This window comes from Pseudomonas sp. ADAK21 (assembly GCF_012935735.1).
Lineage (GTDB): Bacteria > Pseudomonadota > Gammaproteobacteria > Pseudomonadales > Pseudomonadaceae > Aquipseudomonas > Aquipseudomonas proteolytica.
Map to the genome: position 1 here is coordinate 1,170,429 of NZ_CP052857.1, position 13,303 is coordinate 1,183,731.

Below are 13,303 nucleotides of genomic sequence, written 5' to 3' on the forward strand. Positions count from 1 at the left end.
CCGGGCTCCCCGCATCAGGGATAGCTCTCCAATAAGAACGCCCCAGGCGACTAAAAAGCTCATAGCTGCCAACACCGAGGAGCGATACATGCGTACTAACCGCACACTTTCCCTTTCCATCATCGCAGCACTGGCCAGCACAACACCGCTGGCGGGCATGGCCGCAGAAGATAAACCCGAGGGGTTTATCGAAGGCAGTACGCTGAACGTACTGGCGCGCAACTTTTACTTCAATCGCGATGACCGCAAAGGCCAGTCAAGCCCGACCGGAAACGGCTATTCAGAAGCGTGGGCCCAGGGCCTGATCGGCAAGTTCGAATCCGGGTTCACCCAGGGCACCGTGGGGTTCGGCCTGGATGCGTTTGCGATGTATGGCCTCAAGCTCGATTCCGGCACCGGGCGCAGCGGCGGCCGGGGCTCATTCGACATGTTGCCGGTAGACAGCGACAACCGTCCCGAAGACGACTACAGCAAGCTCGGCGGTGCAGTAAAAATGCGTTTGCTGGACACGGTGGTCAAAGTCGGCGACGTCTTCCCGCAAACCCCGGTGGTGCACTACGGCGACTCACGCCTGCTGCCGGAAAGCTTTCGTGGTGTGACCCTGGAAAACACCAGCCTGGAAGGCCTGACCTTGCAAGGTGGACGCTTGCACGCCATGAGCCAGCCAACCCAAAGCGGCATGCGTGAGGGTTTTGCGACGTTTTACGCAGGCAATGTGAACGCGCCCTGGGTCGGTTACTTCGGCGGCGACTACCAGGCCAATCAGCATTGGAGCCTGAGCCTCTACAGCAGCCGCCTCAAGGACGCCTGGGATCAGTACTACTTCGGTACAGCGGTCAATTATCCGCTGACGGACGAGGTGGCGATGTTTGCCGGTTTCAACTATTACAACGCCCAGGACGAGGGTAAGCGGTTGCTGGGCGAGCTCAACAACAATATCTGGAGTGCCAAGCTTGGGGTGAAGGTCGGCGCCCATCGCCTGGCGCTGTCCCACCAGCGCAACAACGGCAACGATGACTTCGATTACCTGCGCCAGTCCGACTCGATCTTCCTCGACAATTCGATCCAATACAGCGACTTCAACTCGCCCAAGGAACGTTCGTGGGCCTTGCGGTATGACCTGGACATGCAGACCCTGGGCATCCCCGGCCTGTCGTTCATGACCCGCTATGGCAAGGGCACTGGCGCGGACTACAGCAACGCCAACTCGGTGTATATGCGTCGCGACGCCTTGGGTGACCCTCTCACCGACCAGCGCCGCTGGGAGCGCGATATCGAGGCCAAGTACGTGTTCCAGGGCGGCAGCCTGAAAGACCTGTCGATACGCATTCGCCAGGCGACAGTACGCTCCAGCGCCTTTGAATCGGACCTGGAAGAATTGCGGCTGATCATGGAATACCCGCTGGCCATCCTCTGATAACACTCAACGGCAAGTGCTTACATTCACTTGCCGTTGACTAGCACTTCTTCACAATTTGCAGCCTGTCAGAACTGTAATATGCGCCTCACGTTCTCGTTAAGTTGCCCTTCATATACTGCCTGCCTCGACCGACCGCGAACTAACGGCACGGGTCTTTTGCGGAGAAAGTTAATGAAGCCACTGCACATTTTATTCAGCGTTTTAATCAGTGCTGCCTCCACCGCAGCCCTGGCCGATGACGGCGGTGATCGCTCCCGCCAGTGGCTGGCCGAGTTTCGCCAGCAGCAGCAACAGATCCACGGCAGCCAAGCCGTGGCCGAGCAAAATCCAGCGCCCTCGGATACATCGGCCCCCACAGCCATCTGAGCGGCGCACCCCGAGCACATTCATCTCTTGAAGCTTTTTTTGTGGAGCTCCTTTGGAAGGAGATGAATTTTTAGCGCCCTCACGGGCGCTTTTTTTTGCCCGCTCGATGCCATCCAACGCCGCCCTTGACCCTGAAGCTACTTCAAGGCTCAGAATTTTCCTACTTTGTGGACTACAGCCGTTATCCCGTGTAGCTCCCGTCGCCTATTCGCTTATCAGTAAGAGGTCAATCTGCATGCGTATCCTTGTGGTTGAGGACGAGCCAAAAACTGCCGACTACTTGCATCAAGGCTTGAGTGAGAGTGGTTATGTCGTCGATTGCGCCGCCAGCGGCATCGACGGCCTGCACCTGGCCGGCCAGCACCGCTATGAACTGGTGATCCTTGACGTCAACCTGCCCGGCCAGGACGGCTGGCAGGTGCTGCAACAGTTGCGCCGCGACAACACCTTACGGGTGATGATGCTCACCGCCCGTGGCCGCCTGGCCGATAAGATCAAAGGCCTGGACATGGGCGCCGATGACTATCTGGTAAAGCCTTTCGAATTTCCCGAGTTGCTGGCCAGGGTGCGCTCGTTGCTGCGGCGCAGTGAGCCGATTGCGTTGCCGGAAATATTGCGCGTCGCCGACCTGGAGCTGGACCCACGTCGCCACCGGGCATACCGGGGTACGCGGCGCATTGACCTGACCACCAAGGAATTCGCGCTGTTGCAGGTATTGATGCGCCAGAGTGGCGAGGTGCTGACGCGCACGCAGATTATCTCGCTGGTCTGGGACATGAACTTCGACTGCGACACCAATGTGGTAGAGGTCTCGATCAGCCGGCTGCGGGCCAAGGTCGATGACCAGAGCGAGGTCAAGTTGATCCACACCATTCGTGGCGTGGGCTACGTACTGGAAACACGCCAATGAGAACCGGCAGTCTATCCATGCGCCTGGGGCTCACCGTCAGCCTGATGGGCGCCGGCCTGGTGCTGTTGCTGGCGAGCCTGGCGTACCTGGCCCTCACCCATGAGCTGGAAAACCTCGCGCGCAAGGGCCTGGAAAGCAAGATGGAGCAGATCCAGCACAGCCTGCTGCAAGACCTCAACACCCGCGACATCAGTGCCCGGCCCCATTCACTTCTGGACCTGGTGATGGGCCATGACAACTTCTACCTGACCATCATCGGCCCCGCGCCCGCCAATGCGGTGTTGCTGAGCGTCGGTGCCAGGCCCCAGGAGCCCTTGCTGCTGGACTTTGCCGCGAGGCAAACCCTGGGGTTTCTGAACTGGACCGATGGCCATGACAACCAGATCCTCAGCGCATCGAGCCTGATGCGCCTGCACACCGGGGAGAATGTGCGGGTGTTGCTGTCCCTGGATCGTTCCGACGATCAGGCACTGCTCAGTGCCTACCTGCAATCCACGGTCATCGCCCTGCCGCTGTTGTTGATCCTGATTGGCATGGGTGCGTGGTGGCTGGTGCAGCGCGGGCTCGCGCCGTTGCAGCAATTCAGCCGCGTCGCCGCCAAAGTCACTACCCAGGACCTGAGCCATCGCCTGGCCGTCGACAACCTGCCCAGGGAACTCAACGAACTGGCGCGGGGCATCAACGTGATGCTCGATCGGCTGGATGCCGGAGTACAGCAACTGTCGCAATTTTCCGACGACCTGGCCCACGAACTGCGCGCGCCCTTGACCAACCTGATGGGCAAGGCCCAGGTGACCTTGTCCCGTGCCCGGGCGCCCCACGAGTACAAATCGGCTCTGGAATCCAGCACCGAAGAACTGGACCGCTTGGCGCGGATCGTCGCCGACATGCTGTTTCTGGCCCAGGTCAGCCATCCGGCGGCGCGGGCTTCGTTTACCGCAGTGAACCTGCGCGATGAAGCGCTACGGGTCATGGAGCTGTTTGCGTTGAGCGCCGAAGACAAAGCGTTGAAGCTGAGCCAGGCGGGCGACGCCTGGGTCCTGGGTGATCGGCTGATGATTCAACGGGCCATTTCCAACCTGCTGTCCAACGCAATCCGCCATAGCCCGCACGGCTCTAGAATTTCATTGCAGGTCGACACCCATCACCAGCGTGTATCGCTGACCGTCAGCAACCCGGGCATGGGAATTGAAGCGCAACACCTGCCGCACCTGTTCGAGCGTTTTTACCGCGCCGACAACAGCCGCGCCCGCACCGAAGGCGGCACCGGGCTGGGGCTGGCGATCGTGCGCTCGATCATGAGCCTGCACCAGGGCCAGGCCGAGGCCAACTGCGTGCCGGGCGACGTGACCCAGTTCCGGCTGATATTCCCCACCCTGCCCGCCACCCCGCAAGTCCCGTAGCTACCGACTCCCTTGCCGCACTCAGCAGTCTTATTGCCGCAAACGGGCTTGCTATGGCAAGCAGGCTCGTTGTGGAGAACGGTCTTGTCGTGGCGAGCGGGCTTGCCCCGCGCTGGGCTGCGCAGCAGCCCCAACAAACCTACCCCAGTTTCGCCAGGCACACCGCGCAAGCAGGTTTTTGGGGCGGCTTCGCCACCCAACGGGGGACAAGCCCCCTCTCCACAACAAGCCCCTCTCCACATTTCCCGCCCCAACCACCCCACTGTGGCGAGCGGGCTTGCCCCGCGCTGGGCTGCGCAGCAGCCCCAACAAACCCACCCCACTTACCCCAGGCACACCGCGCAAGCAGGTTTTAGGGCGGCTTCGCCCCCCAACGGGGGACAAGCCCCCTCTCCACAACAAGTCCCCTCTCCACATTTCCCGCGCCAGCCACCCTACTGTGGCGAGCGGGCTTGCCCCGCGCTGGGCTGCGCAGCAGCCCCAACAAACCCACCCCACTTACCCCAGGCACACCGCGCAAGCAGGTTTTAGGGCGGCTTCGCCACCCAACGGGGGACAAGCCCCCTCTCCACAACAAGTCCCCCCTCCACATTTCCCGCCCCAGCCACCTCACTGTGGCGAGCGGGCTTGCCCCGCGCTGGGCTGCGCAGCAGCCCCAACAAGCCACCCCACTTACCCCAGGCACACCGAGCAAGCAGGTTTTAGGGCGGCTTCGCCACCCAACGGGGGACAAGCCCCCTCTCCACAACAAGCCCCCTCTCCACATTTCCCGCGCCAGCCACCCTACTGTGGCGAGCGGGCTTGCCCCGCGCTGGGCTGCGCAGCAGCCCCAACAAACCCACCCCAGTTACCCCAGGCACACCGAGCAAGCAGGTTTTAGGGCGGCTTCGCCACCCAACGGGGGACAAGCCCCCTCTCCACAACAAGTCCCCTCTCCACATTTCCCGCGCCAGCCACCCTACTGTGGCGAGCGGGCTTGCCCCGCGCTGGGCTGCGCAGCAGCCCCAACAAACCCACCCCAGTTTCGCCAGGCACACCGCGCAAGCAGGTTTTAGGGCGGCTTCGCCACCCAACGGGGGACAAGCCCCCTCTCCACAACAAGCCCTCTCTCCACAATAAGTCTCCCCTTCACAATAAGTCCCTTCTCCACCGTAAGCCCGTCCAGCGCGAGGTCAGGACGCTACCGGCTCTTCATCGCGCCGATGGGCCCAGTGGTAAAGCGCTGGCAGTACCAGCAAGGTCAACAAGGTCGACGAGATAATCCCGCCAATCACCACCGTCGCCAGCGGCCGCTGTACTTCAGCGCCGGTGCCGGTGGCCAGGGCCATGGGGATGAAGCCGAGGGACGCCACCAACGCCGTCATCAACACCGGGCGCAAGCGGGTCAAGGCTCCTTCATTGATCGCCACCGACAACGAACGCCCCTCCTCACGCAGGTTGCGGATAAACGCAATCATCACCAGGCCATTGAGCACCGCCACCCCCGACAACGCGATAAACCCCACCCCGGCAGAAATCGACAACGGAATATCGCGCAACCACAGCGCCATGATCCCACCGGTCAACGCAAAGGGAATGCCGGTGAATACCAGCAGCCCATCCTTGAGGTTGTTGAACATCATGAACAACAAACCAAACACCAGCAGCAACGCCACCGGGACCACGATCTGCAAGCGCTCGGAGGCTTCCTTGAGCTGTTCGAACTGGCCGCCCCAGGTTGTCCAGTAGCCGGCGGGGATCTTCACCTGCTCTGCCATCACCCGTTCGGCCTCAGCGACAAACGAGCCAATATCCCGCCCGCGCACGTTGGCACTGACAATCACCAGCCGCTTGCCGTTTTCGCGGCTGATCTGGTTCGGGCCCAACACCAGGTCCAGGCTGGCCACTTGCGACAGGGCGATAAAGCCCAGTTGCCCCGTGGTATTGCCGGCCAGCGCGGGGATCGGGATCAGTAGCCGCGACAAGCCCTCGATATCGGTACGCAGGGTTTCCGACAAACGCACCACCATGTCAAAACGCCGGTCGCCTTCGTACATCGTGCCGGCCTGGCGCCCGCCCACGGCGACGGCGATGGTGTCTTGCACATCACCCACATTCAGGCCAAAGCGCGCGGCCTTGTCTCGGTCGATATTGATAGTCAGCACCGGCAGGCCGGAGGTCTGTTCCACCTTCACTTCCGACGCGCCATCAAGCTTGCGCAAGGTTTCGGCGATTTCCCCGGCGGTGTTGTTCAGCACATCCCGATCATCGCCAAATACTTTCACCGCCACGTCACTGCGCACCCCGGAAATCAGCTCGTTGAAACGCAGTTGGATCGGTTGCGACAACTCGTACTGGCTGCCCGGCACAATCGCACTGGCGCGCTGGATATCGGCGATCAGCGCTTCGCGGGACTTTTTCGGGTCCGGCCACTGCTCCTTGGGCTTGAGCATCAAGTAGGCGTCGGAAATATTCGGCGGCATCGGGTCGGAGGCAATTTCTGCAGTACCGGTGCGGGCAAATACCCGCTGGATTTCCGGCACCTGTGCCATCAAGGTTTTTTCCAGTTGCTGCTGCATCTGCACCGATTGCGTGAGGCTGGTGCCCGGAACGCGCAAGGCTTGCAGGGCGAAGTCACCTTCACTGAGGCTGGGGATAAATTCGCTGCCCATGCGGCTGGCCACGGCGCCAGACATCACGATGGTCAACAGCGCCAGGCCGAACGCCCAGGTACGGTGCGCCATCACCCAGTCCAGCACCGGCGCATAACCACGGCGCGCGTTGCGCATCACCCAGTTTTCGTCCTCCTTGACCTTGCCGGTGACGAACAGCGCAATCGCCGCCGGGACGAAAGTCACCGACAGAATCATCGCGCCCAGCAAGGCCATGACCACGGTGAACGCCATGGGGTGGAACATTTCCCCGGCCACCCCGGTCAGGGCGAAGATCGGCAGGTACACCACCATGATGATCAGTTGCCCGAAGATCAGCGCGCGGCGCGCTTCTTTGGCAGCGGCGAACACTTCGTGCAGGCGCTCGCTGCGGGTCAGCAGGCGGCCGTGGCGTTGCTGCGCATGGGCCAGGCGGCGGATGGCGTTCTCGACGATCACCACCGCGCCATCGACGATAATCCCGAAATCCAAGGCCCCCAGGCTCATCAGGTTGGCGCTGACCTTGTTAGTGAACATCCCGGTAAAGGTGAACAACATGGCCAGCGGGATCACCATCGCGGTGATCAACGCCGCGCGGATGTTGCCCAGGAACAGGAACAGAATCACGATGACCAGCAGCGCACCTTCGAAGAGGTTTTTCTTCACGGTAGCGATGGCCTTTTCCACCAGGTTGGTGCGGTCATAGACCGTGACCGCGACCACGCCTTCGGGCAGCGAACGGTTGATCTCTTCGAGTTTTTTCGCCACCGCCCGGGACACACTGCGGCTGTTTTCGCCGATCAACATGAACACCGTGCCGAGTACCACTTCACGGCCATTTTCGGTGGCCGCGCCGGTGCGCAACTCACGGCCGATATCGACCTGGGCCACATTGCGCACGCGGATCGGCGTGCCGTCGACGGTGTTGATCACGATGTTGGCGATGTCATCGATGGACGCCACCTGCCCCGGCGCGCGGATCAGCAATTGCTCGCCGCTGCGCTCGATGTAACCGGCGCCGACGTTGGCGTTGTTGCGTTCAAGCGCCGTCACCAGGTCGCTCAAGGTCAGGTTGTAGGCGGCCAGGCGCTTGGGGTCCGGGGCGATCTGGTATTCCTTGGCGAAGCCGCCAATCGTGTTGATCTCCGCCACGCCAGGCACGTTGCGCAACTGCGGTTTGATGATCCAGTCCTGGATCACCCGCAGGTCCGTCGGCGTATAAGCCAAGCCGTCTTCCTTGCGCGCCCCCTCCTCGGCCTCCACGGTCCACAGGAAGATTTCCCCAAGGCCAGTGGAAATCGGCCCCATCGCGGTTTCAATACCGTCCGGCAATTGTTCGCGGGCCACCTGCAAACGCTCGTTGACCAGTTGCCGGGCGAAGAACAAATCGGTGCCATCCTTGAAGATCACCGTGACCTGAGACAGCCCCGAACGCGATAGCGAACGGGTCTGCTGCAAGCCCGGCAAACCGGCCATGGCGGTTTCAATAGGAAAGGTGATGCGCTGTTCGGTTTCCAGCGGTGAAAAGCCGGGCGCCGCCGAGTTGATCTGCACCTGGACGTTGGTGATGTCCGGTACCGCGTCGATCGGCAGTTTCTGGTAGCTGGCGATGCCGACACCGGCCATCAGCAACACCGCCAGCAACACGATGATGCGCTGCTCGATGGAAAATTGAATCAGACGTTCAAACATGGGGAATCACTCGCAGGATCAATGGGCGTGCTCGGCCGAAGCCTTGCCCAGTTCGGACTTGAGGACGAAGCTGCCAACGGTCGCCACCTCGACGCCAGCCTCCAGGCCCTGGCGCACCTCGACAAAGCCGTTTTCACTGACACCCAGTTCAACGTGGCGGGTGACGAAGCCTTCGGCGGTGCGCACAAACAGCGAGGGTTTGTCTTCCACGGTCTGGATCGCCTCCACCGGCACAGTGACCGGCGCCGAATAGCTATCCGTGGCCACCTGCACCGCGACAAACAGGCCGGGGCGCCACGAGTCGTCGGGGTTGGCCACGCTGACCCGCACCGTGGCGGTACGCGTCTGCTCGCCCAGCAAGTTGCCGACATAGGCCACGGTGCCCATCACGTCGGTACCCATTTCCGCCGAGCTGACCTTCACCGGCCGACCGACCTGGACCTTGTTCAAATCCTTGGGGAACACACCAAACGTGACCCACACCTGGGACAGGTCCGACAGGGTGAAAGCGGCGCTGGTCTCACTCACCACTTCGCCGACGCCCAGGTGTTTTTCCACCACCACTCCGGCAAACGGCGCACGCAGTTCATAGCGATTGCCGCCGGCCAGGACCGCGCTGCCACTCAGGGCGTTCATCTTTTGCCGCGCGTTGTTCAGGGCAATTTCGGCTTCTTGCAGGCTCTGGCGGGCCAGCAGGTAATCCTGTTCGGCGGAGATCTTGTCCTGCCATAACTGGCGCTCGCGCTGGAAGGTGGTGCGGGCCAGTTCGACCCGGCGTTGGCTGGCCGCCAACTCGCTGCGCTGATCCGAAATCTGCTGGCTGGCGATCACCGCCAACAGCTCGCCTTGCTTGACCTTCTGCCCAAGGTTGACCTTCACCGACTCCACCACCCCCGCCGCACGGGGCACGATATGGGAGGTGCGGTCTTCGTCGAATCGCACCTCGCCCGGCAACGACAGCAGGGTGCTGATTTGTCGGGGCTGGGCCTTGGCCAGTTGAATGCCGGCGGCCTGGATCTGCTGCTCATTGAGCACCAGCACGCCCTCTTCCTCTTCTTCCTCCGGCGCTTTGACGCTCGCCACCGGTGCCTGGGGCGCCACGCTGGTGGCCGGCCAAAACACCATCGCCGCGAGGGCAATAGCCGCTGCAACAGCCAAAGCCAGGCCTTGTTGTTTGTTCATGGGGAACTCCTGAAAGATCAAATGCGGGCGAGGTCGCCGTAAATCCGTTCGATGCGCACCCAGGCATCGGTGGCCTGTGCGAGTGCGGCGAGGTATTGGGTGCGGGCGGCGATCAAGGTGCGCTGGGCGTCGAGCACATCGAGGAAGTTGAACTTGCCCATCTCAAAGCCACGGGTGGCGCTGTCCACCGCGCTTTGGGCGGCGGGCAGGATCACTTGGTTGAAGGCGCGCACCTCACTGTTGGCGGTTGCCCACAGGTCCAGGGCCTGGCGGGTTTCGGTGCGCAGGCGCAGCTCGGTGGCGTTGCGCAGGTCCCGCGCCTGGTCGGCTCGGCGGCTGGCCGCCAGCACATTGCCCTGGTTGCGATTGAACAGCGGGATTGGCATCGATACGCCCACCAGATTCACCCGCTCGCGGACGCTGGCGTCGTACTGGCTGCCGATGGAGATATCCAGGTCGGGAATCCGCTGGGCCTTCTCCAGGCCCAGGCCGGCGTCCCGTTGCTGGATTTGCAGCTGCGCCAGGCGCAGCTCGGCGGTGCTCTCCAGGCGCGCCAGCAGTTGGGTAGCCGAAGGCAGCGCCGGCGTATTCACGGCACCTGCCTCGACACGTTCAAAACCGATGGTGGCGCTGCCAGTGATGGCCGCCAGGCGGCGATAGGCATCACTTACGCCGATCTCGGCGCGGCTGCGCTCCAGGCGGATTTGCGAGACCTCTACCTGGGCGCGGGTGGCTTCGACCGGCGACGCCTTGCCCGCCGTGACCCGGCCATTGGCAATCACCAGGCCGCGCTCGGCCAGGGCCATTGAACGCTGGGCCAGTTCCAGGCGCTCCTGGGCCCACAGCGCACCATAAAAGCCATCGATGACCTCGGCTCGCAGCAGGTTGCGCCGCTGTTCCAGTTCCTGGGCGGCCGCATCTTGGGCCCGCGAGGCCACCTCGATGCGCGCCCCGCGCTTGCCGCCCAGCTCCAGGGTCTGGCTCAGCTTGACGGTGGTGGTGCGGGTGCTGCGGCGGGTGTCTTCGGCATCCCAGGAGGCCACCGGGTTGGGGATCAGCCCGGCCTGCTGACGACCGCCCTGGGCGATGTCGATTTCCCATTGCGCAGCGGCCAGGTCCGGGTTGCCGGCAAACGCACTTTGCAGGGCCGATTCGAGGGTCAGGGTCTGGGCGCTTGCCACTTGGGCCATCGCCAATAACCCCACTACGGAGCACACAATTGTTCTTGAAAACATTGGCATAACAAGCGTTCCACACCCATGAGTTGGCGGACAAATCCAAGCAGGGGCAATGTAACTTTCGCTACTTATCAGGGGGGTGGCCAGAACATTACAAATCCGTTAGCAAAGGCTCTGGCCCGGGCTTTTGCTTTAACCTTCGCGGCAATTTCAGCGACTTCCCCTTGCACCGAGGCACCCTCGACATGCGAATCCTGATTATCGAAGATGAACTGAAAACGGCCGAGTACTTGCACCAGGGACTGAGCGAGAGTAGCTATGTGGTCGACTGCGCAGCCAGTGGCGCGGACGGCGTGCACCTGGCGCGGCAACACGCCTATGACCTGGTGATTCTGGATGTGAACCTACCGCTGATGGACGGTTGGGATGTGTTGCAGCGGATCCGCCAGACCAGCAACACGCGGATCATGATGCTGACCGCCCACGGCCGCCTGGCCGACAAAATCAAAGGCCTGGAACTGGGCGCCGACGACTACCTGGTCAAGCCTTTCGAGTTTCCCGAACTGCTGGCCAGGGTCCGCACCCTGATGCGCCGCAGTATCGAGGCGGCGGTACCGGACGTGCTGCGGGTGGGCGATCTGGAACTGGACCAGGGTCGCCACCGGGCCTTTCGCGGCAGCCAGCGCATTGACCTGACCACCAAGGAGTTCGCCCTGCTGCACTTGCTGATGCGCCAGAGCGGCGTGGTGCTGTCACGTACGCAAATCATCTCGTTTGTGTGGGACATGAACTTCGATTGCGACACCAACGTGGTCGAGGTCTCGATCCGCCGCCTGCGCGCAAAGATCGACGACCCGTTCGAGCGAAAGTTGATCCACACCCTGCGCGGGGTGGGCTACGTGCTGGAAGAGCGCGAGTAGCGGTCAGTGCGCGAGCGATTCCTGGCTAAACCCTGGCCTTCGTTATGGACTGCCCCCTGTGGGAGCGGGCTTGCTCGCGAAAGCAGCCTGTCAGTTGATGCATGTGCCGACTGACACACCGCTTTCGCGAGCAAGCCCGCTCCCACATTTGTAAGGTGGTGGCTTTAAAAAACCGGTCGATTGGCAAACCGCACGGCACTGGCCACGCCGACCGCGCCCATCACCATGCAGTAAAAAACGCAAATCCATGGGCTGGTGGGCATCAATGCAATCAGCATCAACGGCGTAGTACTCGCCCACAGCGCGTAGGCGATGTTGTAGGTAAAGGAAATCCCCGACACCCGCACCGGCGCCGGGAACAGGCTGACCATCACCGAAGGCACCGCGCCCACCACCCCGCAACTCAACCCGGCAATGGCATAGGCCGCGCCCAGCCACACGCCGCCGGCAATCAGGCTGGCGTAAAGCACGGCGATGCCCACCGGCAGCAGCAGGCTGTAGACCAGCACCGCGCGCCAGGCGCCGATGCGATCCACTAACAGGCCCGCCAATACGCAACCGATATTCAGGAAGACGATGCCCAATGCACTCAGGGCGAAGGTGTGGCTGGGGCTCATGCCGAAGGTTTTCTGCATCATGGTTGGCGTGATCACCACCAACACCACCACCGCCGAGGTGAGCACACAGGTCAGCAACATGGCCGGCAACAACGCCTGGCGATGGTCGCGCAACACCGTGCGCAGCGGCAGTTCGGCGTCGGCCTGGCGGCGCGCCTGCATGGCCAGGAACACCGGGGTTTCACTGAGCCAGCGGCGTAGCCAGACACCGATCACACCAAACACACCGCCCAATAGAAACGGAAAGCGCCAGGCGTAATCGAGGATTTGTTCAGCGGTGAACATCTGCGCCAGCAAGGTCGCCGTCAATGCCCCCAGCAGGTAACCGAAGGTCAGCCCGGCTTGCAGGAACCCCAAGGCATAACCGCGATGGTTGGCCGGCGCGTGCTCAGCGACAAAGACCCAGGCGCTGGGCACTTCGCCGCCCACCGCCGCGCCCTGCAAGACCCGCAGCGCCAGTAGGATCAGCGGTGCGAAATAGCCGATTTGCGCGTAGGTCGGCATGATCCCGATCAGTAGGCACGGCAAGGCCATCATCAGGATGCTCAGGCTGAACACCCGCTTGCGCCCCAGGTGATCGGCGAAGTGCGCCATCAGGATGCCGCCCAGCGGCCGCGCCAGGTAGCCGGTGACAAAAATTCCGAAACTCTGCAGCAGGCGCAGCCATTCGGGCATTTCCGGGGGGAAGAACAGCTGGCTCAGGGTCAGGGCGAAAAATACGAAAATGATGAAGTCGTAGATTTCCAGGGCACCGCCCAGGGCGGCCAGGCCCAGGGTTTTATAGTCGGAGCGGGAAAAGCGCTGCGCCTGTGGATAAGCGGTGGCAGTCATGGAGAAGCTCGGCAGACAGACAAAATGGCGTGCAGGTTATGAGCTGGGCCGGATCCTGGCAATCGCAGCGGATATATTCGGTTTACTCATTGATCCATGAAAATAACAACATTCCCAAATAAATGGCCGTGGGCCAAGATGCCCGCAATCCGCC

9 protein-coding genes are annotated in these 13,303 nt (G+C 62.2%); 5 read left to right on the plus strand and 4 right to left on the minus strand.

Features of this window, described 5'->3' with window-relative positions:
* Nucleotides 1-88: 88 nt before the first annotated feature.
* The 4 genes from HKK57_RS05470 to HKK57_RS05485 all read left to right on the plus strand — a co-directional run bounded on the left by HKK57_RS05470 (nucleotide 89) and on the right by HKK57_RS05485 (nucleotide 4,099).
* Nucleotides 89-1,417 (plus strand): OprD family porin, encoded by a 1,329-nt coding sequence (locus HKK57_RS05470; RefSeq protein WP_169389890.1) that lies wholly within the window; start codon nucleotides 89-91, stop codon nucleotides 1,415-1,417.
* Nucleotides 1,418-1,591: 174 nt separating this feature from the next.
* Complete coding sequence (locus tag HKK57_RS05475; RefSeq protein WP_029295793.1) at nucleotides 1,592-1,786, plus strand: hypothetical protein; 195 nt, start codon at nucleotides 1,592-1,594, stop codon at nucleotides 1,784-1,786.
* A 235-nt stretch (nucleotides 1,787-2,021) separates the two neighbouring features.
* Nucleotides 2,022-2,696, plus strand: coding sequence for a heavy metal response regulator transcription factor (locus HKK57_RS05480; protein ID WP_029295795.1), 675 nt, complete (start codon nucleotides 2,022-2,024; stop codon nucleotides 2,694-2,696).
* The gene (locus HKK57_RS05485) at nucleotides 2,693-4,099 is read left to right on the plus strand and encodes a heavy metal sensor histidine kinase (RefSeq protein WP_169389891.1); all 1,407 of its coding nucleotides are present in this window, start codon (nucleotides 2,693-2,695) and stop codon (nucleotides 4,097-4,099) included. The genes HKK57_RS05480 and HKK57_RS05485 overlap by 4 nt, the downstream gene beginning before the upstream one ends.
* A 1,172-nt stretch (nucleotides 4,100-5,271) precedes the next feature.
* On the opposite strand, the gene HKK57_RS05490 is transcribed toward HKK57_RS05485, so the two are convergent.
* Genes HKK57_RS05490 through HKK57_RS05500 form a run of 3 tightly spaced genes read right to left on the minus strand, consistent with a single transcriptional unit; the run spans nucleotide 5,272 to nucleotide 10,844 of the window.
* A complete protein-coding gene (locus HKK57_RS05490) occupies nucleotides 5,272-8,421 on the minus strand; it encodes a CusA/CzcA family heavy metal efflux RND transporter (protein ID WP_169389892.1) in 3,150 nt (1,049 codons plus the stop codon).
* Nucleotides 8,422-8,439: 18 nt separating this feature from the next.
* A complete protein-coding gene (locus tag HKK57_RS05495) occupies nucleotides 8,440-9,603 on the minus strand; it encodes an efflux RND transporter periplasmic adaptor subunit (RefSeq protein WP_169389893.1) in 1,164 nt (387 codons plus the stop codon).
* A 17-nt stretch (nucleotides 9,604-9,620) separates the two neighbouring features.
* Nucleotides 9,621-10,844: a TolC family protein gene (locus tag HKK57_RS05500; protein ID WP_029295803.1), complete on the minus strand. Its 1,224-nt coding sequence runs from the start codon at nucleotides 10,842-10,844 to the stop codon at nucleotides 9,621-9,623.
* A 182-nt stretch (nucleotides 10,845-11,026) separates the two neighbouring features.
* Here HKK57_RS05500 and HKK57_RS05505 point away from each other — a divergent pair, with 182 nt between their 5' ends.
* Entirely contained in the window at nucleotides 11,027-11,701 is a 675-nt protein-coding gene (locus HKK57_RS05505; protein WP_169389894.1) for a heavy metal response regulator transcription factor, read from the plus strand.
* A gap of 164 nt (nucleotides 11,702-11,865) precedes the next feature.
* Here the strand turns inward: HKK57_RS05505 and HKK57_RS05510 are convergent, their stop codons facing one another.
* Nucleotides 11,866-13,149 carry an MFS transporter gene (locus tag HKK57_RS05510; protein ID WP_169389895.1) on the minus strand — a complete coding sequence of 428 codons (1,284 nt, stop codon included), beginning with the start codon at nucleotides 13,147-13,149 and terminating at the stop codon, nucleotides 11,866-11,868.
* Nucleotides 13,150-13,303 lie beyond the last annotated feature (154 nt).

Excerpts from the sequence above, each read along its gene's own strand:
- HKK57_RS05475 (WP_029295793.1), top strand. The coding sequence starts at position 1,592 with ATGAAGCCACTGCACATTTTATTCAGCGTTTTAATCAGTGCTGCCTCC.
- HKK57_RS05510 (WP_169389895.1), bottom strand. The coding sequence starts at position 13,149 with ATGACTGCCACCGCTTATCCACAGGCGCAGCGCTTTTCCCGCTCCGAC.
- HKK57_RS05480 (WP_029295795.1), top strand. The coding sequence starts at position 2,022 with ATGCGTATCCTTGTGGTTGAGGACGAGCCAAAAACTGCCGACTACTTG.
- HKK57_RS05470 (WP_169389890.1), top strand. The coding sequence starts at position 89 with ATGCGTACTAACCGCACACTTTCCCTTTCCATCATCGCAGCACTGGCC.
- HKK57_RS05505 (WP_169389894.1), top strand. The coding sequence starts at position 11,027 with ATGCGAATCCTGATTATCGAAGATGAACTGAAAACGGCCGAGTACTTG.
- HKK57_RS05485 (WP_169389891.1), top strand. The coding sequence starts at position 2,693 with ATGAGAACCGGCAGTCTATCCATGCGCCTGGGGCTCACCGTCAGCCTG.
- HKK57_RS05500 (WP_029295803.1), bottom strand. The coding sequence starts at position 10,844 with ATGCCAATGTTTTCAAGAACAATTGTGTGCTCCGTAGTGGGGTTATTG.
- HKK57_RS05495 (WP_169389893.1), bottom strand. The coding sequence starts at position 9,603 with ATGAACAAACAACAAGGCCTGGCTTTGGCTGTTGCAGCGGCTATTGCC.
- HKK57_RS05490 (WP_169389892.1), bottom strand. The coding sequence starts at position 8,421 with ATGTTTGAACGTCTGATTCAATTTTCCATCGAGCAGCGCATCATCGTG.